Source organism: Novosphingobium sp., from assembly GCF_030696665.1.
In the GTDB taxonomy this organism is placed as follows: Bacteria; Pseudomonadota; Alphaproteobacteria; order Sphingomonadales; family Sphingomonadaceae; genus Novosphingobium.
Genome location: NZ_JAUYRV010000051.1, coordinates 30,378 through 56,837, shown reverse-complemented (window position 1 = coordinate 56,837; position 26,460 = coordinate 30,378). Strand labels below are relative to the sequence as shown.

The window sequence follows — 26,460 nt, the reverse complement described above, 5'->3', positions numbered from 1 at the left end:
CCGTCGGCTTCAACGACGATACCCGCGCCTTCCTGTCGATCCCCGCGCGCCACGACGTGGCCCGCCGCATCGACTGCGGCTTCCTTGCCGAACTGGTGATGGAACACCGCATCGAGGACTGGGAAGCCGCTGAACTGGCGCAAGACCTGTCCTACAACCTTGCCAAGAAGGCCTACAAGCTGTGAGGCTTTCGCCCGAAACGCTGGCCAGCTTGCCCGCCGAAGTCGCCCGCCCGCTCTATGATCGTGACGCCCAAGCCGTGGGCATCGTCCACTTCGGCATCGGCGCGTTCCACCGCGCACATCAGGCGTGGTACACCGATGCTGCCATGAATACGGGCGACCGGGACTGGATGATCACCGGCGTCTCGCTCCGCTCCCCCGGCGTGGCGCGACAGATGAACCCGCAGGGCGGACTCTACACCGTGGCCGAGCAATCGGGTGACGTCCCTGCCCTGCGCATCGTCGGTTCAGTCCGCAATGTGCTCGTCGCCAGCGAGGAGCCGGACGCCGTCATCGCCGCCGTAGCCGCACCTGCCACGCACATCGTCAGCCTCACCGTCACCGAAAAGGGATATTGCCGCACCGCCAGCGGCGATCTCGATTTCGAACAGGCGCATTCGCTCAGCTTCTACTACTTTGTCACGCAAGCCCTGCTCCGCCGCCGCAACGCGGGCCTACCCGGCGTGACACTGCTGCCCTGCGACAACTTGGCCGACAACGGCGCAAAGCTTGAGCGCCTGATGCTGCAATACCTCGCCCGCCACGAACCCGATCTGGTGGCATGGTTCGAGGCCCACTGCACCTGCCCATCCACCATGATCGACCGCATCGTGCCCGCCACCACCGACGAGGACCGCGCAGGCATCGCCCAAGCCCTCGGCGGCCTGCAGGATGACGCCTGCGTCGTCACCGAACCGTTCAGCCAGTGGGTGATCGAGGACAAGTTCGCAGGCCCCCGCCCCAAATGGGAAGCGGTCGGCGCGCAACTGGTTGCAGACGTCGCTCCATATGAAACCGCCAAGCTGCGCATGCTCAACGGCGCGCACTCGGCGCTGGCCTATTGCGGCCTCAAGGCGGGCCACACATACGTTCACGAAGCCGTGGCCGATCCCGCCCTGCACCATCTGGCCGAAACTCTGATGCGCCAAGAAGCCGCGCCCACCATCACGCCCGCGCCCAACCAGAACCTCGCCGCCTATGCCGACGCGCTGATCGCCCGCTTCGCCAACCCCGCGCTGAACCATCGCCTCATCCAGATCGCAATGGACGGCAGCCAGAAAATCCCCCAGCGCTGGCTCGAAACCCTCGCCGAAAATGCAGCCCAAGGCCGCACATGCCCCGCCATCCTGCAAGCCATCGCCGCATGGCTCCATCACCTGACCGGCGCAAACGGCCCGGTCGACGATCCGCTGGCCGAAAAGCTCACCGCCATCGTCAACCGCAACCCAAACCCACACGATGCCGCCACCGCCCTGTTCACCGACAATGGCCCGCTCGCAGGAACATGGCAGCCCACCGCAGCGGATAGGCAAACGCACTATGCGTGGCGCATGGACCGTTGATGCACCATTTTTGCGCTGCCTGCTGATGTAGATGGCGACCCGAACCCGGTCGCCTGCAACGTCTGGCCTGCATCCACCGTGGCACCGACGCGATAACCATGACCCTGACGGTCACTGCCGCGTTCAATCGATGCTCCCAGTACTGCGCCAAGACGCTCAAGCAGCGCACTTCCCTGATTGGCTGTGCTGTCACTGGTGAAGTCGACGCCGTCATTTTCGACGACCAACGACAATCCTGCGTCCAGTTGCTTGAGAGTGACGCAAATAGTGCCGCCTGTCGCGCCGGGATAGCCGTATTTCAAAGCGTTGATAACAAGCTCGCTGCAAATCAGAATTAGCGCCCGCCGCATATCGGGAACCAGCAGGACTTTATCGGCATCGATGGAGACCGTGATCTGGCGCGCCGATCCAAATATCTCTGCCAGGTGCGTTACAATCGCTGAAAGCAGCGGGACGCAAGGCACCAGTTCGGTCGACCCACAATCGGTTCCCAGTTCATGATATGCCCGTGCAAGGCTGCGGGTTTTTACCACAACATCCCGAGACAGCCAGTCACGGGATGGGTCTTCAGCCAAAGTCGCAAGCGAAGCCGTTAACTGTGCCATGTTTTTTGCCCGGTGAATGGCATCGGCTCGCCACAAAGAACCGTAGTCCGGCGGCGATGCGTTAACTTTGCTGCCGATTGGCGAAACTGGCGCAAAAAGCTGCAATATCATTTCTTCCTTGGCGATCGCGCTGAACCGCCCGCTGGAATTTGCCGCAATGTTCGTGGTCATCATCGTTTCCTGATATCCCGAGCCGGTTTGGCAAAGATTGTATGGCAGAGATTTGGGCCTGACATCTTAATCCGGGTTAAGAAAACAATTGATATTAAATGAATTATTCGGTGAATTCGGCATCAACGGCAAAACTTGCTGAGATCGCCCGCAGCAACGCAAGCGACTGCTTCATCCGCCCTTGCGATTCTCCCGCTTCTTCTGCCACTTCAACCTTGATTTCACACGTTGTCTGAATCACTGAAAGCGCCTCGGCAGTTGTCAGGGTTTTGGTTTCAACCAAAGCGTGCAAGATGCTTTCCGCCAGCAGCAACGCCGCCTGCCCGTGCGCATCCGGTTCAAGATCGCGCATTTGCTGAGGAGTTGGCGAGGCGTTGCTGGGATCGTTGCTCATGAATGTGCCGATGTGATGCCAGGCGGGAGCGATACTGCTGCTTCCTGCTGACAGTGCCTGGGGTAGCGTACTGGCAGTCGCTGACTTATGAACCCTTTTGACAGTTGGGAACACAACCGAGGTTAATGCATCCACTGGGCAGGCAAGGTAGTCGATGGGCAGGAGCAGATTATGGCCAATGCCTTTACCAAACGCCTAAGCGGCTACGCTCCGCTCAACGATGCAGACGTAGGCCTGCTGGCCGACGCATGCCGGAACGTTCGCGACGTGCCTGCTGGCCATCACCTGATCATGGAGGGCGACAGCCCGGATCCGGTGTTCGTGATGCTGGAAGGCTGGGCTTGTGGATACAAGATCCTGCCCGATGGTGGGCGGCAGATCCTCGCCTTCATGCTGCCGGGCGATTTCTGTGACATTCACATCGCGGTGCTCAAGGCTGTTGATCACAGCATCGTCACGATTACCAATGCCAAGGTTGCCTCGGTCCCACGTGCCCAGATGGAAGTGCTCGTTCAGGCAAGGCCGACGATTACCCGTGCCTTCTGGTGGTCGCAACTGGTGGATCAGAGCGTGTTGCGTGCCTGGATCGTCAGCATGGGTAGGCGGACGGCCAACGAACGCATCGCGCATCTCATGTGCGAGCTTTACATCCGCATGCGCAATATCGGGCTGGCCACAGACGACCAATGCGAAATGCCGCTGACGCAAATTGTCATAGCCGACGCGGTCGGCCTTACCCCGGTGCATGTGAACCGTGTGCTCAAGTCTTTGCGACTGGGGAAAGTAATGGAATTGCGATCCGGCTCGTTGACCATCATCGACCCTGTCAGGCTGTCGGAAATTGCTGGCTTTGACGGAAACTACCTCCACGGCCGGCTTAAGCAGGTTGGCTGAGCACCCCACTGAAGACGACGGCTTCGGGGCGACTGGTGGGCAATCGGCTGCCCTGATCGCGGTGGCCGAGGCCACGCACATGCCGATGTTCTTTACCGATGATCACGCACCGGGCGATCCGATCATCTTTGCCAATGATGCCTTTCTGGCGCTGACTGGGCATGCTCGCGCGGTGATACTTGGCAAACCGTTGGAAGCATTGTTGGGCAGCGTCATCGATTCAACCAGCATGTCCTTGATCCAGCAGGAAATGCGTGCAGGCAGCCACGGCACATGGGGCATGCCGTGCCGAAGGATCAATGGTCCCGATTTCATGGCTACGGTGTTTTTAAGCCCGATTGCTGACAAACATGGGGCTGTGCACCAACACATGTTTACCTTTGTCGAGACCGATGGCCAAGTCGAACGGCTGCTGGATCAACGCAATGCCATGCATGCGCTATATGCGATGGCACCCGGGTTTATTGCCACGTCCAACGGACCGGACCATCGGTTCAGCTTTGCCAATGCGTCGTACAAACGCTTTGTCGCCAAAGAAGACCTCGAAGGCCGGACGGTGGCCGAATCCATGCCGGAAATTGTCGAGCAGGGCTTTCTCAAGGTGTTGGACGACGTCTACCGCAGCGGTGAGCCTTTTGTTGGCAAAGGCATTCCGATGGAAATAGTCAATCCGCAAACCGGTGAGAAAGCGTTGCGGTATTGCGATTTTGTCTATCAAGCGGTGCGCGATGCCGATGGCACCATCACGGGATTGTTCTGCGAAGGCTATGACGTGACTGAACAGCGCGAAACGGCCGAGAAGCTGTCGACGTTGCAGGCGCAAATGATCCACGTTTCGCGGGTAAACGCGATGGGAACAATGGCCGCCACGCTGGCGCACGAGCTAAATCAGCCACTGGCAGCAATAGCCAATTACGCTGCAGGGATTTCGCGTCTTGCCGATCCGAGGCTTGATGATGCGGCATCGCCAAATTCCGGAAGACTGGCGTTTGCGCTGCGTGGCATTGAGGAAGCGGCGCAGCGGGCGGGCGACATCATCCGAAACCTGCGTGAAATGACCCGTCGCCGGGAGCCGGACCGAGCAGCTTTCGATCTGCAGGATGCGGTCAGCGAATGTATCCGGCTGGTACAGGCGACCGTGTCTCCTGCCATTACCATCACGCAGGATATTCCCGTTGCTACTCACATGGCGGCCGACAGGGTGCAGATTCAGCAGGTAATCATCAACCTGCTCCGAAATGCCTGCGACGCGGTCATGGGCACGCCGATCAAACAGGTTACCGTCTCGGCAAAAGTCGTCGATGCCCACCTGGTCGTGTGCATCTGCGATACCGGCGCCGGGGTTGCCATCGAAGTTGCCGAACAAATATTTGCGTGGTCCGAATCCTCGAAAGAGGGCGGAATGGGACTGGGGCTATCGATCAGCCGCACCATAGTGGAGGCGCACAATGGCCGGATCTGGCTGGAAAACAGCAGCCCGGATGGGTCAGAGTTGTGCTTTTCGGTTCCGATCAAGGATGACGCCGCCGTTGCGGGGCACTCTTCGGCCTGAAGACGCGTTCACTTGTTCGAAAACTGCCGCATCAGTTCAGTCAGCCATTCGGCCGCCCGCCGACGTTCTTGCGGCGATGGATTGTTCAGCAGGCGGGTAACGTGGCGGCTGACAAACAGCGACGGGCCGAAATAGGCCATGCTCCAGTCTGCAAACTGGCGCACTTTGAGGGGGCCTTTATCGACGATCACAAGATGATCGTGCCTCGGGTCTTGAATGACCTGCTCCATGAGTTGGTCGATAGCAGTGCGCGCGCCTTCCAGAATCTGGGCAAAATGGGTTCCGGTGAACAGCAAGGCGCCGGTCAGGCCGACGGCTGGATTGTGTTTCAGCGCCTTGGCAGCAATGGACTTGACCACCACTGGTGCATCCTTGGGCGCGATGCAGCTGTTGCTGATATACAATAATGAATGCAGCGGCATGGCATATCCTGACAATAAAACGCGCGATCCGTTGACGGGCTTTTTGTCAGGCAGCCTCCGGATCCGTCAGAAGATCGATTATTGACGGCACAAGATCAGCAGGGTGTGCTGCGCTGTAAAGAAAGCCCTGCCCGACATCGCAGCCGTGCGTCTTGACGAATTCTGCCTGCGCCAAAGTCTCGATGCCCTCTGCAACCGTCTCGATACCCAAGCTTTGCCCAAGGCCGATCAGGGCGCGGACGATGGCTGTGTCGTCCGGATTGCTGCCGATACCCGCCACGAACGACCGATCAATCTTGAGGACATCCACCGGGAACTGCTTCAGGTGCGTCAACGAAGCAAATCCGGTGCCGAAATCGTCAAGCGCAATCCGGATGCCGCGTTGGCTGAGCACCGACAGCGCGCGGGCGACGTGGTGCGCCCCGCGACCGAGGAACACACCTTCAGTGACCTCCACTTCGATCAAGCGAGGATCAAGCCCGCGTTGTTCGATGTTGCCCAGCAGTCGTTCGGCAAAATCGTTGGCGTGGAAATCTGCCGCGCATGTGTTGATCGCGACATGTCCGAACGCAAGGCCACGATCGATCCAGCTGCGCATGTCATCGAGCACCCTGTCAATCATCTGGCGGCTGATGGCAGCGGCAAGTTCGCGGTCTGCAAAAGCCAGTTCGAACATTTCCGGCAGGATCGCCGGGCCTTCGTTCAGCGCGCATCGCACCAGCGCTTCGAAGCCGACCAGCCGGCCTGAACTCAACGCGATCTTGGGCTGGTAATGCGGGACAATCCGCTGCATCTCGATGCCTTGCCGGGCGACCTTCAGCATCCTGCTCTCGCGCTCGAATTCTTCAGCCATGCCGGGATGAAACGTCTCTACACATCCGCGCGATTGTTTGGCCTCTGCAAGCGCCTGATCGCAGCACCGCGTCAGCAATTCGGCGGTGTCGGCATGATCGGGATAGATTGCCAGCCCGATGCTGGCGCGGCAGTCCACCAGCCGCCCCTCATGCTCCATCGGTTTGTGCAATCGTTCGATCAGCGAGTGGACAATTGCCGAGACTTCCTCGCTGCGGTTTATGTCGGTCAGCACGACCCCAAACTCGTCTCCGCCAAGCCGCGCGACTGTATCTGTGACACGCAGAATCCCACGCAAGCGTTCGGCAAACTTGATCAACATGGCGTCACCTGCCGTGTGCCCCAGCGAATCGTTGATCTGTTTGAAGTGATCCACGTCAATCAGCATCAGCGCGAGGCGCGCGCCATCCTGCCGTGCGTCATGGATGGCAGATCGCAGTCGCTTGTTGAAAGGCCCGCGATGCGGCAATCCGGTAAGCACATCGTGGTCGGCTACATATCTCAACTCGTTGGATAGCTTGGTCTGCGCTGCTACCTGCGCCTCGCGATCAATCAGCGACAGGCGCAATTGCAACAACGCCTGCACTTGCGAAGCAAGCACGCGCAAGGCGACGGCTTGCTGCTCTGTCAGGCCACCAGGACGGGGCTGCGGATCAAAGACGCACAGCGAGGCAATCGGCGTGCCGTCATCTGCTTCGATACGCATACCTGCGTAGAAGCGAATATGCGGCGCTCCTGTAACCAGCGGATTGTTCGCAAAAAGTGGATCGAGATGGGCGTCGCGGACGACAAAGATCGCCTCTGATTCAATTGCATGCGCGCAAAACGAAACGGCAATCGGGGTTTCGCGCTGGTCTATACCCCAAGTGGCTTTGAACCATTGCCGGTGATCATCGATAAAGCTGATCGCTGCTGACTGCGCACCGCAAATGCGGGCGGTGAGCATCGTGATGTTATCGAAATCCGCTTCAGATGCACTGTCAAGAATGTGGTACTGGCCAATCGCCTTCCGACGCCGCGTCTGCACATCATTTTGAAAGGAAACAAAATTTTGCGGATTCAACGCACTGATGCTAGGTGCGCTGCAGATCATGACACAGCATCCCGCGGATGAAGCCGGATCTGCACGCGATTCAACCGTACTGATAGGCGCGCCATACGTGAGGTTGCGGTCCAACCAGGCAGGCCATCCCATAACAGATCGCGCGATAGAAACTGGAGGCGCTTATGCAGGAAGCCAGTCATGCCGAGGAGCCCCTTGCATCGATCGTCAGCGCGGAGCCGTTGGCCACCAACGCGGTCAGGCGCTGCGTTTATGTGATCGACGACGACAGCCAGATGCGCACATCGCTGCATTTTCTGCTGGGGTCGTGCAGCATTGACGCGTGGCCATTCGCTGCATGCACAGATTTCATTGACCAGTTGCCCAAACTTGCCCCTGCCCCGATCCTGCTCGACATCCGCATGCCCGGCATTGACGGGCTGCAAATGCTTGAACTGCTGAAAGAGCGGGCGGTGACTTGGCCGGTCATTATCATGACCGCGCATGGCGATGTATCGGTTGCCGTGCGCGCGATGAAGCTTGGCGCAATAGACTTCCTTGAAAAGCCCTTCCCTCCCGATGCGCTTGATCACATGCTGGCACAGGCGTTCGACATACTTGATGGGCTGAACATCGCGTTGCGCACGCGCACGGACGCGTTGCGCCGGATAAAGCAATTGTCGATGCGCGAGCGTGAGATAATCGCGATCCTGATGGAAGGCGTCACCAACAAGACTATCGCCCAACGTCTGGGGATCAGTCCGCGAACGGTCGAAATGCACCGGGGCAATGCCTTCGCCAAGCTTGGCCTGAAGAGCATTGCCGAGGTTATGGCCTTGATCGTGGCCGCACACCTTGATTTGACCAGCCTGAAAGCGGAAGCCCCGAAACTGGGCTAGGTTCACGGTTTCAGCGTTGTAAGCCGCAGCGGGCAAAGTACCATCGTTCGGATCGTTTTGGTTTAGCGACATGCCGGCCTCCCTTCCCCAGTATTGGCATAAAAACCAATGCATTGGCTGAAGTTAACGGCAAGTGGGGAACCATACGGTAGATTTACGGGACGTGCGGCGCAGAGATGCCGCATACTGCCCTTGTGATACGATCAACCGATACGCGCTTTGGCCAGGATCTCTCTGCAACTTTGGCAAGTTTTACGGCTGAATGCGAAGTCGGTTCCATATGCCTCAAGGAATCCGGCAGCTTCTATGGCGTTTGCTTCAAACACTAACTCTTCCTGCGCGCCACGGTCAGCAGCTCTTCGGCGCGCCGCATCCCCTCAAGCAGCAGGTCTGCCCATTCGCACGCGATCTGCCGACGGCGCGTCAGACACTCGGCCCGGTTGTAGGCGGCGTCGACCGGTTCTCAGCTTCGGGACACGTACCGCTCAAGCGAGCGCAGGACGTCGTTCGGATGGCGCCCACCCACCGGCACTTTCTGATCTCGAACCACTCATGCGCGACCAATTCGAACGAATACACGTCAGCCAAGCTGGCAGCCTTGGCCTCTGGCTGCTTCTCGGCGCTGGGGGCAATGCCTTGGCGCAACTGGCGGCGCGCAACGTCTCGCCTCTTGCGCGCGTCGATGAGGGTGACGTCGGGATAGGGACCGACGGAGAGGAGCATTCCCTTGCCCTCGACGCAGTACTTCATGCGCCAGAGTTTGCCGCCGCTCGGCGGCACAAGGAGGAAAGTGCCCTGCCCGTCAGCCAGTTTTCAGGGCTTGTCGGCTGACGCAGATTTGCGGATCTTCGTGTCGGAGAGAATACCCCCCGTCTGCGTTAGGGGAAACAGATCACTGCTCGGGGCAATTCCTTTTCAGGTTACCGCCTGAAAGCCTGTTTATTGGTGGCGCGGGATGAGCCACAGGCCCAGCGGCGTTTCCCAGGGATTTTGGCGAGCTATTGCATGTGATGGCAAGGTGAATTGGCGGAGAGGGTGGGATTCGAACCCACGGTACGGTTTCCCGTACACTGCATTTCGAGTGCAGCGCATTCGACCACTCTGCCACCTCTCCTTGGTGCCAATCAGGGGGCCGCAAAGGGCTGTTCCCGGTCGAGGAAGCGAGCCGTTAGCGTATGATATCAGGCTTGCCAAGCGAAAAACGGTACAGTTTTCCACACCACCGCGCAGTCACCAACCTTTCTGTGCGAACAACTTGTTTGCGGCGCACCATCTGCCTATATTGTGAATATGGACCGCGCGAGTTTCTTTTCGCCACAGGCCGGCCGCGATATCTCGGCCCCTCCCGTTTCATCGGCACGCTTTTCGATTGGCGACGTCGTGCGCCATCGCATGTTCGGCTTTCGCGGTGTGGTGTTCGATATCGACCCGGTCTTCGCAAACAGCGAGGAATGGTACGATTCCATTCCCGAAGACATTCGCCCGCCGCGCGACCAACCGTTTTACCACCTCCTCGCCGAGAACGACGAGAGCAGCTACGTCGCCTACGTCAGCCAGCAGAACCTGCTTGGCGATGCCGAAGCGGGACCGATCGATCATCCCTCGCTTGATGAGATGTTCGAAGGCTTCCGCAATGGACGCTACCGCCTGCGCCGCAGCCTTTCGCACTGATCTGAGCGCGGGGGCGCCCCCGCCCCCTCAGTTCTTGAGCTTCCAGCCCGACTTCAGCACCATGTAAAGCCCGGCTCCCAAAGCCAGATTCAGCACGCCGAGACCAATCGCGCCGTGCAGCACCGCCATATTGGTGCTGCCGATGTCGCTCCGCCCCAGAAAGCCGAAGCGGAAGCCTGAGATCACATAGAAGATCGGGTTCATCCGGCTCACGGTCTGAAACGCGGGTGCCAGATTGTCGATCACATAGAATGTGCCTGAAAGCATCGACAGCGGGGTGATGACGAAGTTCGTCACCGCTGCGTTGTGATCGAACTTTTCCGCCCAGACAGACGTCAGCACGCCGATCAGCGCGAGCAGGATCGCCCCCATCAGCCCGAACCAGACGACCGCCCACAGATGCGCAATACCCAGCGACACGCCCGGCCACAGCAGCATCGCGCCTGCCACAGCCAGCCCCACCAGCACCGCGCGCGTCACTGCCGCACCCACCAGCGCCAGCATCAATTCTCCGGTGGAGATCGGCGGCATCAGGTAATCGACGATGGTGCCCTGAATCTTGCCGCCCAGCATGCTGAAGCTGGAATTGGCGAAGGAATTGTTGATCATGCCCATCGCGATCAGCCCCGGCGCGACGAAGCTGGCGAAGTTTACGCCCAACACTTCACGTCCGCCATTGGCACCGCCGCCCAGGGCAAGCGTGAATATCATCAGATAAAGCAGCGTCGTTACCGCAGGTGCCCAGATCGTCTGGGTCTGCACCTTGAAGAAACGGCGAACCTCCTTCATATAGAGGGTCCACAGCCCCAACCTGTTGAAGCCACGAAACACCGGTTGCCCGGGCGGGGTGAAGGTTCCGGTGTTGCGGGAAGTTGCCCCATCGCGGGCTAGCGCTTTATCGACCATGATGGTGGCGGTATCGTGGCAACGCGGCTAAGGCAAGGTCACGTGCGTGACAGGTCCATTGGACCGACAGTATTTTTATTCGGCCGCACCCTTGCGGCCCTGAAGGACAGGTTTGAAGCATGAGCTGGACCGAAGAGCGGATCGAGAAGCTGACCAAGATGTGGGAGGGCGGGTCAACCGCCAGCCAGATCGCCGAAGAGCTCGGCGGTGTCAGCCGCAATGCGGTGATCGGCAAGGCGCATCGCCTGGGGCTGAAGGCGCGCCCTTCGCCGGTCAAGGCAAACGACAAGAGCGAGGCTGCAGCCCCCGCGCCCAAGGTGCCCAAGCCAGCCCCGCCGCCACCGCTCGCAGCCGAACCCAAGATCGCAGCACCGCGCCCCGCGCCGGTTGCTCCGCCCCCGCCTGCCCCGCGCGCGGCCGCGCCTGCGCCAGCCTCCGCCGCCGAAGCGAAGCCCGCGTCGGACGCGCCGGTTGCTCCCCCGCAGCCGCGCATCGTCTCGGTCGGTCCCGGCGGCTTCTTGCGCCAAGGCCCGGGCGACCAGCAGGCACCGATTCCGCCGGCCCCGCCGCGCCGCCTTGTGCCGGCACGCCCCAGTCCGGAAATTTCCGAAAAGACCAGCCTGCTCGATCTGAACGATCGCATCTGCCGCTGGCCGATGGGTCATCCCGGTGAGCCGGACTTCCACTTCTGTGGCGACAAGGTGAACCCCGGCTTCCCATACTGCGTCGACCATTGTGGCCGTGCGTATCAGGCGCAGCTGCCCCGTGGCCATCGCCGCCCGCCCCCGCCAATGCCGTTCGGTGGTCCCAGAGTTCGCTGATCGGCGCTGAACGCACCAATTTCTGCAATGCCGCGTGGTTAACATCACGCGGCATTCGCCGTTCTAGGGCGTATGACAAACGATCCCTCCGCGCGCGGATCCCGGTCCCGCCTGCTCAAATGGCTCGGCATTTCCGGGGAAGACGACACCGTCGAGGAATCGGCATCGGCAGAAATTGCCAACTTCCGAGATCCCAGTGCGCGCGAGATATGGCTGCCCGCCAAGCGCCGCCTATTGGGCAAAGTCGCAGATTTCCTGATCGACCATGATCTTGAAGTCATGCCTTGGACGCTGGAGATCGCCTACGATTACGTTACCGGTGCCAACCCTCGCCTTGCCCAGCTGATCCTTGAACGCATTGAGGAAAGTCAGGCCATCACCCTGCCGTGGCTTGAACAGGTCATGCGCGAGGAAAAGGGTGATGGCACCGCTGAGCAGCTCGTCGCGCTGATGTCGCGGCTTGAAGAAAGTCTCGACGATTTCGCCAGCACCACCAGCAGCGCGCGCAACGCGACCAGCGAATATGGCGCGGCGCTGCAGCAGCATGTCGATGATCTTGAACAGGTCAGCCGGGCCGGCGTGGTCATCACCGAACTGGCCACGCTGGCCAAGGCGATGATGCACCGCACGCGTGAGATCGAGCACGACCTCAACGAATCCGAACAGCGCGCCAAGGCCCTCCAGCACAGTCTCGACGAAGCGCGCAGAGTTGCCGACGAGGATCACCTCACCGGGCTGCCCAACCGCCGCGCATTCGAAGCGATGCTCGACAAGGAAATCGCAGTTGCTCAGGAGGCAGGCGAATCGCTGTGCGTCGCCTTCGTCGATATCGACCATTTCAAACGCATCAACGACACCCACGGTCACGCCGCCGGGGACCGGGTGCTCAAGGTCGTTGCCGACACGCTCAGCCGCATTTCGGATGCGCGCTGCCACGTGGCGCGCCACGGCGGCGAGGAATTTGCCGTGCTGTTCCGTGCATTAGGCCCTGAAAAGGCCAGAGATCGGCTTGATCACGCGCGTGAGGAGATCTCAGAGCGTCGCCTCGTCAACCGCGCAACCGATATGCCGTTCGGACGGATCACGTTCTCGGGCGGCATTGCAGATGTCTTTGCCTACGCCAGCAAAAGCGACGCCCTGCGCGCAGCCGACGAAGCACTTTATGCCGCCAAGCAATCTGGCCGAAACCAGATCCTGCTTGCCGGCAATCATACTCCGCCTTTGCAGGACGCAGCCTGACTTATCAGCTGTACTGCGAATTCTGCGCGCGCTGGAACGCATAGCGCGCAACTTTGCCGTCAATGATGCTCGTGCGCAGTTTGATGCGCATTTCATCGGCCCCTTCCTCGCGCGTGCAGACCAGCCGGCTTCCGCCCGAAGGCAGCACTTCCAGCGCGCTGATCGATACGCCAGCCGCTTCGCAACGCGAACGGACAGTGGCTTCGGGAAGATTGAGGTTCATGGCACGGCTCATGGGCGGCACTCCTTGCTGAAACGATAGGCGGATGCGCGGGCCAAAGCCTCACGCATAAGCGAACGCAGGTGCTGGGAATGGTGCGCCGGATGATCCACGTCTGCTTCCCACTGCGTAAGCGGGAGCGCATGGAGTCTCTCAGTCGGTGGTGCCTACACATTGGTCAGTCCACCGATAGCGCCGCTATGGACCCAAAGCCCCCGGAAGGCAAAGGGAAAGCACCCCGCTATCCTTGGCGATAGGCGTCCAAACGCTCAATCGCACAGTTCAAGCTCTATGCCCGGCACCTGCGCGATCACCCTGCGCGCCCATTCTTCCTGCCGCCACGGGATCACCTCCTCGTCAAAGAACGCCTGCCGTTCTCCGGCGCGATCATAAAGGCTCACCGCGTTCGCCCCCTCATCGCGGTGCTGGATGCGGATGCGGGCAATGTCCTCCAGTGCCATCGCTCCGTGATCGCCCGGATGCCGCGCTGTCCGCCCCTGCCACCACTCAATCGTGCCAGCCGCAAAATCCACTTTGCTGCCGCGCTGCATATTGGCTGCCAGCTGGCCGAACGCCATAGTAAGCGCGAGCGCCCCCATCACCCCGGCAACCGGTATCAGCCACGGCGCGCATTCCCCGCTCGCATTGCAATTGGATTGCGGCGGCACCACCATAGCCGTCCCCAAAAACATCGCGCCTACCACCAGCATCATCCACCAGCGCAGATCGCGCCGCGCCGTTTTTTCAAAACTGATGATCTTGTCGGACGCCTGTTTCACGCGCCCAATGTCGCAGCAAATGCTCACCAGTTCGCAAATGCCCCGCCGTAAAATGAAAAAGGCCCCACCTTGCGGCGGGGCCTCGTTCATTTGACAGCTTGTGCTGAACCTCAGTCGTCAGACTTGAGGAACGCAGGCATGTGATCAGGAGCAGGACCGACTTCACGGTCACGACGTGGACGATCACCGCCGCCTTCACGGCGGGGACCACGGTCGCCACCTTCGCGGCGCGGACCACGGTCACCACCACGGCCGCCACCCGGACCACGACGGTCGCCACGATCACCACGGTCCGGACGGTCGCCCTTTGGCTCGCGCGGCGGACGGGTATCTTCCAGTTCGCCACCGGTTTCCTGATCGACAACGCGCATCGACAGGCGAACCTTGCCGCGCGGATCGATTTCGAGAACCTTGACGTAAACGTCCTGGCCTTCCTTAACCACGTCGGTCGGCTTTTCAACGCGCTCGTTCTTCATTTCGGAAACGTGGACGAGACCGTCCTTGCCACCCATGAAGTTCACGAAAGCGCCGAAATCAACGATGTTGACGACCTTGCCCTTGTAGACCTTGCCGACTTCAGCTTCCTCGACAATGCCGAGGATCCACTGGCGTGCGGCTTCGATCTGGGTCAGGTCCGAAGACGAAATCTTGATCAGACCTTCGTCGTCGATGTCGACCTTCGCGCCGGTGGTGGCCACGATCTCGCGGATCACCTTGCCGCCAGTGCCGATGATGTCGCGGATCTTCGACTTGTCGATCTGCAGCGTCTCGATACGCGGAGCGTGAGCCGAAAGCTCGGAGCGCGATTCACCCAGGGCCTTGGTCATTTCACCAAGGATGTGCGCGCGGCCTTCCGAAGCCTGCCGCAGGGCAACTTCGAAGATTTCGCGCGTGATCCCGGCAACCTTGATGTCCATTTGCATCGTGGTGATGCCTTCGGACGTACCGGCAACCTTGAAGTCCATGTCGCCAAGGTGGTCTTCGTCACCCAGAATGTCCGACAGGACCGCAAATTCCTTGCCGTCAAGGATCAGGCCCATCGCAATGCCTGAAACCGGACGCTTCAATGGAACGCCCGCATCCATCATCGAAAGGCAGCCGCCGCAAACGGTGGCCATCGAAGACGAACCGTTTGACTCGGTGATGTCCGACAGAACGCGGATCGTATAAGGGAACTCGTCCTTGGTCGGCAGCACGGGGTGCAGCGCACGCCATGCCAGCTTGCCGTGGCCCACTTCGCGACGGCCCGGAGCGCCGAAACGTCCAACTTCACCAACCGAATAGGGCGGGAAGTTGTAGTGGAGCATGAAGCTTTCATACCGCAGGCCTTCCAGCCCGTCGATCATCTGCTCGGATTCCTTGGTGCCCAACGTGGTGGTGCAGATGGCCTGCGTTTCACCGCGCGTGAACAGCGAAGAACCGTGCGTGCGCGGCAGGAAGCCCACCATCGCTTCGATCGGACGGACCTGCGTGGTCGTGCGACCGTCGATGCGGGTGCCATCCTTCAGGATCGCGCCACGGACGATGTCGGCTTCCACCTTCTTCATCGTCTTCATCGCGACCATCTGGGTCTGCGCGCCTTCAGCGGCAAACGCAGCCTTGGCCTTGGCCCGGGCTTCGTTCAGTGCGTTGGAACGCGCCGACTTGTCGGTCAGCTTGTACGCTGCGGCAACATCCTTGCCGACCAGCGTCTTGAGCTTCTTCTTGATGTCAGCGGTGTTGTCCGTGAGGTCGATATTCCACGGTTCCTTCGCAGCCTTTTCGGCCAGCTGGATGATCGCGCCGATGACCTTGCGGATTTCGTCGTGCGCAAACAGCACGGCGCCGAGCATTTCGTCTTCGCTCAGTTCCTTGGCTTCCGATTCCACCATCATCACGGCGGTGTCAGTTGCTGCAACCGTCAGGTCGAGACGGCCTTCGGCCAGCGCAACGTCCTGCTTCGGGTTCAGCACATATTCGCCGTCGATGTAGCCAACGCGAGCAGCCGCGATCGGACCCATGAAGGGCACGCCCGAGATGGTCAGCGCAGCCGATGCAGCGATCATTGCCACGATGTCAGGCTCGGTCTCGCCGTCATAGCTCAGAACCTGAGCGATAACGTTGATTTCGTTGTAGAAACCTTCGGGGAACAGCGGGCGGACCGGACGGTCGATCAGGCGGGAAACCAGCGTTTCCTTTTCCGTCGCGCCGCGCTCACGCTTGAAGAAGCCACCGGGGATGCGGCCTGCTGCGGAATACTTTTCCTGATAGTGGACGGTCAGCGGGAAGAAATCCTGGCCTTCCTTGACCGACTTGGCGGCGGTAACCGCGCACAGGACAACAGTTTCGCCATATGTGGCGATGACCGCGCCGTCAGCCTGACGGGCAACACGGCCGGTTTCCAGTGTGAGGGTCTTTCCGCCCCACTCCAGCGATACGGTTTTGACGTCGAACATTGTATTTCCTTCAGCCCGCGCGCCCTATTGCGTGCGGGGTTTGCTGCCGGGGAATACCGTCCCGGTCCGGTGTGGGGCCGTTTGTCGTGCCCCGAAGGCTGTCCGCCGAATTGCGAACATGCCAATTCAAAATAGCTAAACCCCCGCGAAGGCGGGGGCCTCAGTCGTTTTACGCGGCCTCTTTGTTGCCGCATAAGATCCCCGCCTTCGCGGGGATGCCAAAACGAAACGGCCCGCCAAGGCGGGCCGAACGTTTGCGTTACTTACGAAGACCGAGCTTCTGGATCAGGTCGTTGTAACGACCCACGTCCTTCTTCTTCAGGTAGTCGAGAAGCGAACGACGCTTGTTGACCATCATCAGCAGGCCGCGACGCGAGTGGTTGTCCTTGTGGTTGGACTTGAAGTGCTCGGTCAGCGTCAGGATACGGCTGGTCAGGATCGCGACCTGGACTTCCGGCGAACCGGTGTCACCCTCGGCGCGAGCGTGCGTGGCAATGACTTCCTGCTTCTTTTCAGCGGTAATCGACATATTCTTTACTCCGCGACATCGGAAAGGTTGAACCCCCGCGAGACTTTCAGACTTCCGCCTGCAAGCTCCACCAGCGCGACCGGCAGATTGCCAGCCCTCGCCCAGTAAAGCCCGTCGTCGTGGGGCAATCCCGCCAGAACGCGGCCCTGGCGGACCGCCCTTGCCTGCTCGGGATCGAGGTTGAGAGCCGGGATGTCGACCAGCCCTGCCTCCAGCGGCAAGAGTATGTGTTCAAGGGCCGCGCCTTGACCGACATCGTTCAGTTTGTCCAGCGAAATCGCCTGTCCAATTGCGAACGGTCCGGCCTTCAGGCGGCGCAGCATCGTGACATGTCCAACAGTGTTCAGCGCGCGGGCGATGTCCCGGGCAAGGCTGCGGATATAGGTGCCTTTTGTCACATGGGCAGTCAGGGTTGCAGATTCAACCGCCGCATCGGTTCCGGTGAAGCCATCGAGCGTTAGTTCGCGGATCGTAACGGTCCGCGATGGCAGTTCGACAGTCTCTCCGGCACGTGCCAGATCATAGGCGCGCTGGCCATTTACCATCAGCGCGGAGTAGGCCGGAGGCACCTGTTCCGAAGTGCACCTAAATGCACCTAGAGCGTCCTGAAGCGCCGCGAGTGTGGGGCGGACCTCACTTGTGGCGATGATTTTGCCCTCCAGATCAAGGGTATCCGTCTCGCTTCCGAAGGTCACTGTGAAGGCGTAAATCTTGTCGGAATCCAACATCCGCCCGCACAGCTTCGTCGCCTCTCCAACTGCGATCGGCAACACGCCGGTTGCGAGCGGATCGAGCGTGCCGCCGTGGCCGACCTTGCATTTGCCAAAGCCAGCCTGCCGCAAGTTGCGCTTCACCGCCGCAACCCCTTGAGTCGACCCCATTTCCAGCGGCTTGTCGAGGATGATCCAACCGTCAACCACCCTACTGCGGCTCTGGCCCGGCCACAAACCCGGCCAGCCCCGCCAAGTGCTCGCCCAGCCACTGCACCGGCGGCCCGACCAAGCGTTCCACCAACCGAAGTTCGGGCATAAAGTACGGAAGAATAACAAGAAATCCGAATACGATAATCAGCCCGAACGGTTCCAGCTTCGCATATCCGCGCGCCAGCGGTGCCGGGAGAATGCCCATGACGATCCGCGAGCCATCGAACGGCGGGATCGGCAGAAGATTGAACATGCCCAGAAAAATGTTCACAATCAGGAAGTTGCGCAGGTTATCTGCGACGAACAGGACACCCAGCCCCGGTTCCGCCGCATAGTCCGTCGCCCGCACCAGCAACCCCAGCGCCACGGCAGAAAATGCAGCCAAAACAAAGTTCATCCCCGGCCCCGCCGCCGCCACGGCGACCATTCCCCAGCGCGGATTGCGCAGGCGGCTGAAATCCACCGGAACCGGCTTGGCCCAACCGAACACCGGCGCGCCCGACAGCTTGAGCAGGCCGGGAAGGATGATCGTTCCGAACGGATCGACGTGGCGCAAGGGGTTGAGACTCAAGCGGTTTTGTTCTGCCGCCGTAGGGTCACCCAGCGCGCGGGCGACCCAGCCGTGGGCGATTTCGTGGAAGACGATGGCCATGATCATCGGGATCGCGATGGTTGCGATCTGCCAGAAAATTCCTTCGGGATTCATGCGCTTGTGCCTGTCCAGTCATCGCGCAGGATCGAAAACAGGACGGTGTTGCGCACCCGCCCGGTCCATGTGCGGCGTTCGTGGCGCATCAAGCCTTCCTCAACCCCGCCAACTTTCCGCACGGCTGCCTGACTGCGCAGGTTCAGCGCATCGACCTTGAATGCCACGCGCTCCAGCCCGCAGGCGAAAGCATGGTTCAACATCAGATACTTGAGCCGCCGGTTGAAGCCGGTGCCGCGCACTGCGGGTACGATGTAGGAGTTTCCGATCTCTACCGACCAACCGGCCGCGCCATGTTCGATCCAGGCCGTCATGCCAACCAGCGTGTCACCATCGAACACCGCATAAGGACGACGCACTTTGCTGCCGACGATCATGGTGTCAAACTGGGGATCGAAAGCCTCACCCCAATAGGTGAACGGGTAAAGATCCCAGATTTCAGCGTCTTGTGCGCACGCCGCGCGTAGGCCTTCGCGGTGCTCTTCCCGCAATATCTCAAGCCGCAAGTCCCCATCGGACAGCCGCACGTAGAGACCATCATCGCTCATGGGTTCATCGCCTCGGAGAAATGCTTGCGGCACAGCGCGACATAGCGGTCATTCCCGCCGATTTCAGTTTGCGCCCCGGCCTTCACCGCCGCGCCGCTGTCATCGACGCGCAAGTTCATGGTGGCCTTGCGGCCGCAGTGGCAGACGGCTTTCAGTTCGACCAGCGAGTCCGCGATGCCCAGCAGGGCGGCCGCACCTTCGAACAGTTCACCTTGGAAATCGGTCCTAAGGCCATAGCACAGCACGGGAATTCCGGCCTCATCGGCAATGCGGGCGAGTTGCCAGACCTGCGCTTTTGACAGAAACTGCGCTTCGTCCACCAGTACGCAGGACAGCGGCTCCACCGCATGAGCAGCCGCCACCCTGCCCCACAAATCGGTTTCAGAATCAAAGCGATGCGCCTGTGCGTTAAGCCCGATGCGGCTTTCAATCGCCCGCTCGCCACCGCGATCATCGATGGCGGCGGTCCACAGCATCGTCGCCATCCCACGCTCGCGGTAGTTGAAGTCCGCTTGCAGCAGATTGGTCGATTTGCCGGCGTTCATGCTGGCATAGTAGAAATAGAGCTTGGCCATCGCCGCGCGCCGGTCAGTCTTCGGAAGGGGCTGCATCGAGATCGCGCTGGACCTTGGGATCGCGGAGCAGGTTTTCGATCTTGCGTGCGGTGTCGAAGCTTTCGTCGGGCACGAATTTCAGCTTGGGCGCGTATTTCAGACGCAACCGCTGCGCCACTTCACGCTGGAAGAACGCGGTGTGGGTGCGCAGGGCTTTCAGCACCAGTTCCTCATCCTCGCCCAGCAGCGCCTTGATGAAGGCCGAGGCATGGCGCAAATCAGCCGACATGCGCACTTCGGTGACCGAGACGGTATGCGCGCTCAGCACATCGTCATGCGCTTCCTGCCGCATCAGCAGTTCGGACAGGATGTGGCGCACCTGTTCCCCCACCTTCAGCAGGCGGACGGAGCGGTTTTCAGGGGTGGTCTGCTTGGCCAAATTCAACTCATCTTTGCAAGGATACGGGCGAGCGAGCGCACATTGCGCGCTGTGCCCCGACAGCCGAGGCGGCGCTCGATAAAGGCGCCGGTCAGCTTGCTTTCGGCCACGCCGTTCGCGAAATCGATATAGATGCTGCGGTCACCGATTGCGAGTTTTTCCATGCCCCGCATCGCCTGATCTGCCGCAAGCTTGTCGAACGCGGCCTGGTCTGGCTGGCGTTCAAGGAACAGCGTGTGGACGAGGTTGTCCTTGCCGATGCCGGTGAAGGGATTGCCCTCCACCGCCTCGGCAATGGCCACGCGATCGCGCACCGCAACGAAGCTGTTTATCTCGAAGCGCTCCAGCATGACGTGGGAAAAGAGGTCTTCGAGACCATCTAACGGACGGTCATCATAATCGAACAGCAAATTGCCGCTGGCGACCACTGTCTCGATGCCCGTCAGCCCTTCCCGCTCAAACGCATAGCGCATGTCCGCCATCGTCAGGCGATTGCCGCCGACGTTGATGGAACCGAACAGGGCGACATAGCGGGTCAAACCGAATCTCCATCCGACCGGCATGCCGGTATGGATGCCAACCTCCTCCCCACCCGCTTGCGGGAGGGGCCGGGGGAGGGCTTGTTGGGTTGAGCCGGTTTAACAGGCCCTCCCCTAACCCCTCCCGCAAGCGGGAGGGGGATTTATGGTGCTCCGGCTTCGCGGAGCGTGTTTTACAAAGTCCGGTCGCGCATTTCGACTTCGAAGACTTCCAGCTGATCGCCAGCCTTGATGTCGTTCGTGTCGGTCAGCAGAACGCCGCATTCCAGACCGCCGCGCACTTCGGCAACGTCGTCCTTGAAGCGACGCAGCGACTGGATAGTCGTGCGGCTGACGATAACGTCGTTGCGCGTGAGACGGGCGTGGAGGCCCTTGCGGATGACGCCTTCGACGACCAGCAGACCGGCAGCCTTGTCCTTCTTGCCCGCAGGGAAGACTTCCTTGACTTCGGCACGGCCAACAACCGTTTCGATCGCTTCCGGTCCAAGCTCGCCCGCCATTTCCGCGCGAATATCGTCGGTGAGCTGATAGATCACGTCAAAGTACTTCATCCGCACCTTGTTGCGCTCGATCAGTTCGCGCGCCTTGGCGTTCGGACGGACGTTGAAGCCGACAATCGGTGCGCCGCTGGCCTGGGCCAGATTGACGTCGCTTTCGGTGATCGCGCCAACGCCCGATGACAGGATGCGGACCTTGATCTCGTCGGTCGAAATCTTGTTGAGCGCATTGACGATGGCTTCGGCGGAGCCTTGCACGTCGGCACGGACGACCAACGCATATTCGATGACCGTGCTCTTGGCAGCAAGCGCCGAGAACATGTTTTCGAGGCTGGCGGGCGCCTGCGCGGTACGCTTTGCCGTGGCACGTTCGTGGCGGTAGGCTGCCACTTCACGCGCGCGGGCTTCGCTTTCCACCACGGTCAGCGTGTCGCCTGCCATTGGCACACCGCCAAGGCCGAGGACTTCGACTGGCAGAGACGGACCGGCTTCCTTGATCTGGCGGCCCTTGTCATCGTGCATCGCGCGAACGCGGCCCGATTGGGTGCCGACGACGAGGATGTCGCCAACCTTCAGAGTGCCGCGATTGACGAGGACGGTGGCGAGCGGACCCTTGCCCTTGTCGAGCTTGGCTTCGATCACGGTGGCTTCTGCCGCGCGATCCGGGTTTGCGCGCAGTTCGAGCAGTTCGGCCTGAAGCAGGATCTTTTCGATCAGGTTGTCCAAACCGTCACCGGTCTTGGCCGAAACTTCCACGTCCTGCACATCGCCCGACATGTCTTCCACGATGATTTCGTGTTCGAGCAGGCGTTCACGGATCTTCTGCGGGTTGAATTCAGGCTTGTCCGACTTGGTGATCGCCACGATCATCGGCACGCCCGCAGCCTTGGTGTGGTTGATCGCCTCAATCGTCTGCGGCATCAGCCCATCATCACCGGCAACCACCAGAATGACGATGTCGGTGACATTGGCACCGCGCATGCGCATTTCGGTGAAGGCTTCATGGCCCGGAGTATCAAGGAAGGTGATCAGATCGCCCGCCTTGGTCTTGATCTGATAGGCACCGATGTGCTGCGTGATGCCACCGGCTTCACCGCGCACAACGTCAGTCCCGCGCAGCGCATCGAGCAGCGAGGTCTTGCCGTGATCGACGTGACCCATGATCGCCACGACCGGCGCGCGCGTGATCAGCGATTCTTCATCATCGACGTCAATCGAGGTATCGATATCGGCGTCGCTGTCGCTCACACGCAGAATATTGTGGCCGAATTCGGTGACCAGCAGTTCGGCGGTGTCCTGATCGATGGTCTGGTTGATGGTGACCATCATGCCCATCTTGAACAGCGCCTTGACAAGGTCCGCAGCCTTTTCGGCCATGCGGTTGCCCAGTTCCTGCACGGTGATCGCGTCTGGCACGATGACATCGCGGACCTGCTTTTCACGCGGCTGCGACTGCCCAGCAAAGTGGGCACGCTTTTCCTTTTCGCGCGCACGCTTGAGCGCGGCGAGCGAGCGGGCGCGAGCGCCTTCATCGTCGTTCAGTGCGCGCGTGACAGTGAGCTTGCCACCACGGCGATCTTCGGTCTTGCGGTCGCGCGGATTGACTGCAGGCTTTTTCGCAGCAGGTTCCGGACGCTTGGCCGGAGCGGTTGACTGCACAGGGGTGAAGCGGCGCGGGGCGGGCGCAACCGCTGCAGGTGCTTCTGGAGCCGCAGCTTCGACAGGCGCAGCAATGGCGGCTTCTGCCACAGGCGCAGCTTCTGCTGCGGGTGCTGCGGCCACAGGCGCAGCGGGAGCTTCAACCACAGGCGCGGCTTCCGGCTCAGGCGTGGCGACCGGCTGCGGTGCGGGCGCGGATTCGGCGCGGGCTTTTTCCTCAGCGCGCTTGCGCTCGTCCTCAATCGCCTTGAGCCGGTCTTCCTGCTCGCGACGGTTCTGTGCCTCAACCGCAGAAAGACGCGCTTCCTCGGCTTCGCGCAGCAGACGGGTCTGCATTTCCTGCCGCGTTTCACGGCTGGCCGCAGGCGGCGGCGGAGGGGGCGGCGGGGGCGGCGGCGGTGCGACCGGAGTCGCTACAACGACTGGCTCGGGCGCAGCAGGCGCAGCGGTGGGTGCAGCCTCACCGGGGCGGCCCATCAGCTTGCGCCGCTTCACTTCGACCACCACCTTATTGGTGCGACCGTGGCTGAAGGTCTGCTTGACCTCTCCTGCCTCTACTGCGGTCTTCAGGCCCAGTGGCCTGCGGCCCAGTGTCGGCTTCTTGTCGCTATCGCTCATCGAACTCATTCGCCCTTCGTATCAATATCGTCGTCCGCGACCATGCCAATGTGTGGCTCGGTGGCGTCAATTTCGGTTTCGGTCTCGTGCCCGAGAAAATGCATCAAGCGCTGCAGCGGCGCTGCGACTCGGATGGTCGCTGCGGCATCGGTCAGCGCGAGGTGAACGACGTTGTCGCGGCCCAATGCCACAGACAGCGCCGCGCGGTCCAGCGGCAAGATGATGCCTTTCTTGCCAGTACCTTCGGCCCCTTCGCCCACACGCCAGGCTTGTGCCAGCTTGTTAGGGCCGTCGGTGCCTGCGTCACTGGCGTGACCAAGGAACGTGACCGCGCCTGAACGTGCGCCTTGTGCAATCCTTTCGGTGCCCAGCAGCAAGTTGCCGGCCCGCAGTTCAATGCCGAGACGATCGGTCAGAAGGCGACGCAGGGCCTGTTCGATGCGTTCAGGGAGATCGGTAGCGATGCTGAGCGGCGCGCCCTTGAATGCGCGTGCCAAAGCTCCCTTTAGTTTGCCATTGGCGAGCGCAATTTCAAGGGCTTGGCGATTCACGCCGATCCATGCGCCACGCCCGGGCGCGCGCGCCATCACGTCTGGGAGCACATCGCCATCGGGCGAGATCGCGAGGCGCAGGAGATCATCCCGCGTATCGTGACGCCCGGTCAGCACGCATTTGCGCTCCGGCGGGGTGCCCTCTTTTGGAGGACGGCCCGCCGACGCTTTGCCAACGATGTCGGAGCTTAGCGGCTCATTGTGAGGATTCCGCATGGGCGGCCTCCTCTGATGCGGGGTCGGTTTCGGACCCCGGCTCATCTTCAAACCAATGCGCGCGCGCTGCCATGATGATTTCGTTGCCCTGCTCTTCGTTCAGGCCGAATTCGCCCAGCACGCCGCCCTTGTCTTCGGTCCGCTCCGAACGCTCAGTGCGTTCACGCGGGGCCTTGTCGTTGCGCCGGCGCTGTTCAACGCGCTTCTTGGCGATGAGTTCGTCGGTGGCCAGATCAGCCAGATCGTCGAGCGTCTTGATCCCGGCCTTGCCGAGAACGACCAGCATCGCTTCGGTCAAGTGCGGCAGTTCTGCCAGCGCATCCTCGACGCCAAGGCCACGGCGCTGTTCGCGCAGGGCTTCTTCGCGGCGCTCGATCGCTTCGGCAGCGCGGCTCTGCAGTTCCTGGCCCAGTTCCTCGTCGAAGCCTTCGATCGCGGCGATTTCGGACAGGTCGATGTAGGCGACTTCTTCCAGCTCGGTGAAGCCTTCTGCAACCAGCAACTGTGAGAGGGTTTCGTCGACGTCGAGTTCTTCCTCGAACATCTTCGAACGCTCGGCGAATTCCTTCTGGCGCTTTTCCGAAGCTTCGGCCTCGGTCATGATGTCGATGGCCGAGCCGGTCAGCGACGATGCGAGGCGCACGTTCTGGCCACGGCGGCCGATGGCGAGCGAGAGCTGATCGTCAGGCACGACAACCTCGATGCGACTCTCTTCCTCGTCGATTACCACGCGGCTGACAGTGGCGGGCTGAAGCGCGTTGACCACGAACGTCGCGGTATCTTCGCTCCAAGGGATAATGTCGATCTTTTCGCCCTGCAGTTCCTGCACGACGGCCTGCACGCGGCTGCCCTTCATGCCGACGCAGGCGCCGACCGGATCGATGGAGCTATCGCGGCTGATCACGCCGATCTTGGCGCGGCTGCCCGGATCGCGGGCGGCGGCCATGATGGTGATGATGCCATCGTAGATTTCAGGCACTTCCTGCGCGAAGAGCTTCTTCATGAAATCGGGGTGGGCGCGGCTCAGGAAAATCTGCGGGCCACGGTTCTGACGCTCAACCTTCATGATCAGCGCGCGGACGCGTTCACCAACGCGGGGCACTTCGCGGGGGATCTGCTGGTCACGACGGATCACACCCTCGGCGCGGCCGAGGTTGACGATCACGTGGCCGAATTCGACCGACTTGATCACGCCGGTGATGACTTCGCCCGAACGGTCCTTGAACTCGTCAAACTGGCGATCACGTTCGGCGTCGCGGACCTTCTGGAAGATCACCTGCTTGGCCGATTGTGCATCGATGCGGCCCAGATCAACCGGGGGCAGCGGATCGACGATGAAATCGCCAACAGCAGCGCCGGGCTGCAGCTTGTCAGCGGCCTTGAGATCAACCTGCTTGAAGTAGTCCTCAACCACTTCGACCACTTCGACAACGCGCCACAGACGCAAGTCGCCGGTGCGCGGATCGAGCTTGGCACGGATGTCGTTCTCCGCGCCATAGCGATTGCGCGCAGACTTCTGGATCGCTTCTTCCATCGCCTCGATGACGACCGACTTGTCGATCATCTTTTCGGTGGCAACCGCGTTGGCGATTGCGATCAGTTCGGCGCGGTTTGCAGAAATCGTACTGGCCACGGGTCAGTCTTCCTGTTCTTCGAGAATTTCGTCCGCACCGCTGGTGTCAAGCGGGCGGGACGCGGCAATAAGCTTGTCCGTGAGGATCAGCTTGGCGTTGGCGACAAGTTCGAACGGCACGTTATAGACCGTACCGTCGTCCTCAATAGAAATGACCTGCGTTTCGGGATCGAAACCCTTGAGATCGCCACGGAAACGCTTGCGCTCTCCCAGCAGCTCGGAAAGCTCGACCCGGGTTTCGTGACCGATCCATGCGGCAAAGTCTTTCGCGCGGGTAAGCGGACGATCAATGCCAGGCGAACTGACTTCGAGACGATAGGCGTCTTCGAGCAGCATTTCGCCCTGTTCTTCCAGTTCATCGAACCGGTCGGACACGCGGCGCGAGAGCGCAGCGCAGTCTTCGATCACCAGCTGGCCAGTGTCCGGACGTTCGGCCATGATCTGGAGCGTATGCTCCTCATCACCGATCTCGCCGCCCTTGAAATAGCGCACGCGCACGAGGTCGAAACCGAGCGCCTTGGCCTCTGGCTCTACAACCTCAGTGATACGTGCGATATCCGTCATGCAAACTCCGATTGATCG

At 60.9% G+C, this 26,460-nt stretch carries 28 protein-coding genes and 1 tRNA gene; 8 read left to right on the top strand and 21 right to left on the bottom strand.

Annotation, left to right across the window (positions count from 1 at the left end; genetic code table 11):
- A partial coding sequence (locus tag Q8R81_RS16370; protein ID WP_305619592.1) for a glucuronate isomerase occupies window positions 1–185 on the top strand: 185 nt, incomplete at its 5' end.
- Window positions 182–1,564 carry a mannitol dehydrogenase family protein gene (locus tag Q8R81_RS16365; protein WP_305619591.1) on the top strand — a complete coding sequence of 461 codons (1,383 nt, stop codon included), beginning with the start codon at window positions 182–184 and terminating at the stop codon, window positions 1,562–1,564. The genes Q8R81_RS16370 and Q8R81_RS16365, both read left to right, overlap by 4 nt.
- Here the strand turns inward: Q8R81_RS16365 and Q8R81_RS16360 are convergent.
- Both Q8R81_RS16360 and Q8R81_RS16355 read right to left on the bottom strand, forming a co-directional pair.
- Window positions 1,540–2,340: a sensor histidine kinase gene (locus Q8R81_RS16360; RefSeq protein WP_305619590.1), complete on the bottom strand. Its 801-nt coding sequence runs from the start codon at window positions 2,338–2,340 to the stop codon at window positions 1,540–1,542. The two genes, Q8R81_RS16365 and Q8R81_RS16360, sit on opposite strands and share 25 nt — an antisense overlap.
- A gap of 103 nt (window positions 2,341–2,443) precedes the next feature.
- Window positions 2,444–2,734 carry a hypothetical protein gene (locus Q8R81_RS16355; RefSeq protein WP_305619589.1) on the bottom strand — a complete coding sequence of 97 codons (291 nt, stop codon included), beginning with the start codon at window positions 2,732–2,734 and terminating at the stop codon, window positions 2,444–2,446.
- 171 nt (window positions 2,735–2,905) lie between these two features.
- On the opposite strand from Q8R81_RS16355, the gene Q8R81_RS16350 reads away from it, so the two are divergent.
- A complete protein-coding gene (locus Q8R81_RS16350) occupies window positions 2,906–3,628 on the top strand; it encodes a Crp/Fnr family transcriptional regulator (RefSeq protein ID WP_305619588.1) in 723 nt (240 codons plus the stop codon).
- Window positions 3,576–5,180: an ATP-binding protein gene (locus Q8R81_RS16345; protein ID WP_305619587.1), complete on the top strand. Its 1,605-nt coding sequence runs from the start codon at window positions 3,576–3,578 to the stop codon at window positions 5,178–5,180. Before Q8R81_RS16350 ends, Q8R81_RS16345 begins: the two co-directional genes overlap by 53 nt.
- A gap of 8 nt (window positions 5,181–5,188) precedes the next feature.
- Here Q8R81_RS16345 and Q8R81_RS16340 read toward each other — a convergent pair whose 3' ends face one another.
- Together Q8R81_RS16340 and Q8R81_RS16335 are read right to left on the bottom strand one after the other, a co-directional pair.
- Window positions 5,189–5,602 carry a BLUF domain-containing protein gene (locus tag Q8R81_RS16340; RefSeq protein ID WP_305619586.1) on the bottom strand — a complete coding sequence of 138 codons (414 nt, stop codon included), beginning with the start codon at window positions 5,600–5,602 and terminating at the stop codon, window positions 5,189–5,191.
- Between the two features lie 46 nt (window positions 5,603–5,648).
- Window positions 5,649–7,481: an EAL domain-containing protein gene (locus Q8R81_RS16335; protein ID WP_305619585.1), complete on the bottom strand. Its 1,833-nt coding sequence runs from the start codon at window positions 7,479–7,481 to the stop codon at window positions 5,649–5,651.
- Window positions 7,482–7,681: 200 nt separating this feature from the next.
- Between Q8R81_RS16335 and Q8R81_RS16330 the strand changes: the two genes are divergently transcribed.
- Entirely contained in the window at window positions 7,682–8,395 is a 714-nt protein-coding gene (locus Q8R81_RS16330) for a response regulator transcription factor (protein WP_305619584.1), read from the top strand.
- A gap of 423 nt (window positions 8,396–8,818) precedes the next feature.
- On the opposite strand, the gene Q8R81_RS18405 is transcribed toward Q8R81_RS16330, so the two are convergent.
- Window positions 8,819–9,175, bottom strand: a complete 357-nt coding sequence (locus Q8R81_RS18405; RefSeq protein ID WP_371135391.1) for an integrase arm-type DNA-binding domain-containing protein — start codon at window positions 9,173–9,175, stop codon at window positions 8,819–8,821.
- A gap of 244 nt (window positions 9,176–9,419) precedes the next feature.
- Window positions 9,420–9,509, bottom strand: a tRNA-Ser gene (locus tag Q8R81_RS16320).
- Between the two features lie 176 nt (window positions 9,510–9,685).
- Here Q8R81_RS16320 and hspQ point away from each other — a divergent pair.
- The gene (gene hspQ, locus Q8R81_RS16315; protein ID WP_305619582.1) at window positions 9,686–10,066 is read left to right on the top strand and encodes a heat shock protein HspQ; all 381 of its coding nucleotides are present in this window, start codon (window positions 9,686–9,688) and stop codon (window positions 10,064–10,066) included.
- Window positions 10,067–10,093: 27 nt separating this feature from the next.
- Here hspQ and Q8R81_RS16310 read toward each other — a convergent pair whose 3' ends face one another.
- Window positions 10,094–10,972: an ABC transporter permease gene (locus Q8R81_RS16310; protein WP_305619581.1), complete on the bottom strand. Its 879-nt coding sequence runs from the start codon at window positions 10,970–10,972 to the stop codon at window positions 10,094–10,096.
- A 119-nt stretch (window positions 10,973–11,091) separates the two neighbouring features.
- On the opposite strand from Q8R81_RS16310, the gene Q8R81_RS16305 reads away from it, so the two are divergent.
- Window positions 11,092–11,793, top strand: a complete 702-nt coding sequence (locus Q8R81_RS16305) for a GcrA family cell cycle regulator (protein WP_305619580.1) — start codon at window positions 11,092–11,094, stop codon at window positions 11,791–11,793.
- 72 nt (window positions 11,794–11,865) lie between these two features.
- Window positions 11,866–13,032, top strand: coding sequence for a diguanylate cyclase (locus Q8R81_RS16300; protein ID WP_305619579.1), 1,167 nt, complete (start codon window positions 11,866–11,868; stop codon window positions 13,030–13,032).
- A 4-nt stretch (window positions 13,033–13,036) separates the two neighbouring features.
- On the opposite strand, the gene Q8R81_RS16295 is transcribed toward Q8R81_RS16300, so the two are convergent.
- From Q8R81_RS16295 to rimP, 14 genes are all read right to left on the bottom strand, one after another.
- On the bottom strand, window positions 13,037–13,267 hold the full coding sequence (locus tag Q8R81_RS16295; RefSeq protein WP_305619578.1) for a hypothetical protein: 231 nt from the start codon (window positions 13,265–13,267) through the stop codon (window positions 13,037–13,039).
- Between the two features lie 254 nt (window positions 13,268–13,521).
- Complete coding sequence (locus tag Q8R81_RS16290) at window positions 13,522–14,031, bottom strand: hypothetical protein (protein ID WP_305619577.1); 510 nt, start codon at window positions 14,029–14,031, stop codon at window positions 13,522–13,524.
- Between the two features lie 110 nt (window positions 14,032–14,141).
- On the bottom strand, window positions 14,142–16,466 hold the full coding sequence (gene pnp / locus Q8R81_RS16285; protein WP_305619576.1) for a polyribonucleotide nucleotidyltransferase: 2,325 nt from the start codon (window positions 16,464–16,466) through the stop codon (window positions 14,142–14,144).
- 259 nt (window positions 16,467–16,725) lie between these two features.
- Entirely contained in the window at window positions 16,726–16,995 is a 270-nt protein-coding gene (rpsO, locus tag Q8R81_RS16280) for a 30S ribosomal protein S15 (protein ID WP_292623991.1), read from the bottom strand.
- 5 nt (window positions 16,996–17,000) lie between these two features.
- Window positions 17,001–17,915 (bottom strand): tRNA pseudouridine(55) synthase TruB, encoded by a 915-nt coding sequence (truB, locus tag Q8R81_RS16275; protein ID WP_305619575.1) that lies wholly within the window; start codon window positions 17,913–17,915, stop codon window positions 17,001–17,003.
- Window position 17,916: 1 nt separating this feature from the next.
- The gene (locus Q8R81_RS16270) at window positions 17,917–18,624 is read right to left on the bottom strand and encodes a site-2 protease family protein (RefSeq protein WP_305619574.1); all 708 of its coding nucleotides are present in this window, start codon (window positions 18,622–18,624) and stop codon (window positions 17,917–17,919) included.
- Window positions 18,621–19,172 carry a GNAT family N-acetyltransferase gene (locus Q8R81_RS16265; RefSeq protein ID WP_305619573.1) on the bottom strand — a complete coding sequence of 184 codons (552 nt, stop codon included), beginning with the start codon at window positions 19,170–19,172 and terminating at the stop codon, window positions 18,621–18,623. Before Q8R81_RS16265 ends, Q8R81_RS16270 begins: the two co-directional genes overlap by 4 nt.
- A complete protein-coding gene (locus Q8R81_RS16260) occupies window positions 19,169–19,747 on the bottom strand; it encodes a thymidine kinase (RefSeq protein WP_305619593.1) in 579 nt (192 codons plus the stop codon). The genes Q8R81_RS16265 and Q8R81_RS16260 overlap by 4 nt, the downstream gene beginning before the upstream one ends.
- 13 nt (window positions 19,748–19,760) lie before the next feature.
- Window positions 19,761–20,165: a 30S ribosome-binding factor RbfA gene (rbfA, locus tag Q8R81_RS16255; RefSeq protein WP_305619572.1), complete on the bottom strand. Its 405-nt coding sequence runs from the start codon at window positions 20,163–20,165 to the stop codon at window positions 19,761–19,763.
- A 2-nt stretch (window positions 20,166–20,167) separates the two neighbouring features.
- Window positions 20,168–20,704 carry a DUF1697 domain-containing protein gene (locus Q8R81_RS16250; protein ID WP_305619571.1) on the bottom strand — a complete coding sequence of 179 codons (537 nt, stop codon included), beginning with the start codon at window positions 20,702–20,704 and terminating at the stop codon, window positions 20,168–20,170.
- 173 nt (window positions 20,705–20,877) lie between these two features.
- Window positions 20,878–23,478 (bottom strand): translation initiation factor IF-2, encoded by a 2,601-nt coding sequence (gene infB / locus Q8R81_RS16245; protein WP_305619570.1) that lies wholly within the window; start codon window positions 23,476–23,478, stop codon window positions 20,878–20,880.
- Window positions 23,479–23,483: 5 nt separating this feature from the next.
- A complete protein-coding gene (locus Q8R81_RS16240; RefSeq protein ID WP_305619569.1) occupies window positions 23,484–24,245 on the bottom strand; it encodes a DUF448 domain-containing protein in 762 nt (253 codons plus the stop codon).
- Complete coding sequence (gene nusA, locus Q8R81_RS16235; RefSeq protein ID WP_305619568.1) at window positions 24,226–25,878, bottom strand: transcription termination factor NusA; 1,653 nt, start codon at window positions 25,876–25,878, stop codon at window positions 24,226–24,228. The genes Q8R81_RS16240 and nusA overlap by 20 nt, the downstream gene beginning before the upstream one ends.
- A gap of 3 nt (window positions 25,879–25,881) precedes the next feature.
- A complete protein-coding gene (rimP, locus tag Q8R81_RS16230; protein WP_305619567.1) occupies window positions 25,882–26,442 on the bottom strand; it encodes a ribosome maturation protein RimP in 561 nt (186 codons plus the stop codon).
- Window positions 26,443–26,460: the final 18 nt, after the last annotated feature.

What these genes read in the sequence shown, in the direction of transcription:
- Q8R81_RS16265 (WP_305619573.1), bottom strand. Translation starts at nt 19,172, where the DNA reads ATGAGCGATGATGGTCTCTACGTGCGGCTGTCCGATGGGGACTTGCGG.
- Q8R81_RS16360 (WP_305619590.1), bottom strand. Translation starts at nt 2,340, where the DNA reads ATGACCACGAACATTGCGGCAAATTCCAGCGGGCGGTTCAGCGCGATC.
- Q8R81_RS16270 (WP_305619574.1), bottom strand. Translation starts at nt 18,624, where the DNA reads ATGAATCCCGAAGGAATTTTCTGGCAGATCGCAACCATCGCGATCCCG.
- Q8R81_RS16355 (WP_305619589.1), bottom strand. Translation starts at nt 2,734, where the DNA reads ATGAGCAACGATCCCAGCAACGCCTCGCCAACTCCTCAGCAAATGCGC.
- Q8R81_RS16350 (WP_305619588.1), top strand. Translation starts at nt 2,906, where the DNA reads ATGGCCAATGCCTTTACCAAACGCCTAAGCGGCTACGCTCCGCTCAAC.
- Q8R81_RS16300 (WP_305619579.1), top strand. Translation starts at nt 11,866, where the DNA reads ATGACAAACGATCCCTCCGCGCGCGGATCCCGGTCCCGCCTGCTCAAA.
- infB (WP_305619570.1), bottom strand. Translation starts at nt 23,478, where the DNA reads ATGAGCGATAGCGACAAGAAGCCGACACTGGGCCGCAGGCCACTGGGC.
- pnp (WP_305619576.1), bottom strand. Translation starts at nt 16,466, where the DNA reads ATGTTCGACGTCAAAACCGTATCGCTGGAGTGGGGCGGAAAGACCCTC.
- Q8R81_RS16305 (WP_305619580.1), top strand. Translation starts at nt 11,092, where the DNA reads ATGAGCTGGACCGAAGAGCGGATCGAGAAGCTGACCAAGATGTGGGAG.
- Q8R81_RS16310 (WP_305619581.1), bottom strand. Translation starts at nt 10,972, where the DNA reads ATGGTCGATAAAGCGCTAGCCCGCGATGGGGCAACTTCCCGCAACACC.
- Q8R81_RS16295 (WP_305619578.1), bottom strand. Translation starts at nt 13,267, where the DNA reads ATGAGCCGTGCCATGAACCTCAATCTTCCCGAAGCCACTGTCCGTTCG.
- rpsO (WP_292623991.1), bottom strand. Translation starts at nt 16,995, where the DNA reads ATGTCGATTACCGCTGAAAAGAAGCAGGAAGTCATTGCCACGCACGCT.
- hspQ (WP_305619582.1), top strand. Translation starts at nt 9,686, where the DNA reads ATGGACCGCGCGAGTTTCTTTTCGCCACAGGCCGGCCGCGATATCTCG.
- Q8R81_RS16330 (WP_305619584.1), top strand. Translation starts at nt 7,682, where the DNA reads ATGCAGGAAGCCAGTCATGCCGAGGAGCCCCTTGCATCGATCGTCAGC.
- Q8R81_RS16340 (WP_305619586.1), bottom strand. Translation starts at nt 5,602, where the DNA reads ATGCCGCTGCATTCATTATTGTATATCAGCAACAGCTGCATCGCGCCC.
- Q8R81_RS16240 (WP_305619569.1), bottom strand. Translation starts at nt 24,245, where the DNA reads ATGCGGAATCCTCACAATGAGCCGCTAAGCTCCGACATCGTTGGCAAA.
- Q8R81_RS16260 (WP_305619593.1), bottom strand. Translation starts at nt 19,747, where the DNA reads ATGGCCAAGCTCTATTTCTACTATGCCAGCATGAACGCCGGCAAATCG.
- rimP (WP_305619567.1), bottom strand. Translation starts at nt 26,442, where the DNA reads ATGACGGATATCGCACGTATCACTGAGGTTGTAGAGCCAGAGGCCAAG.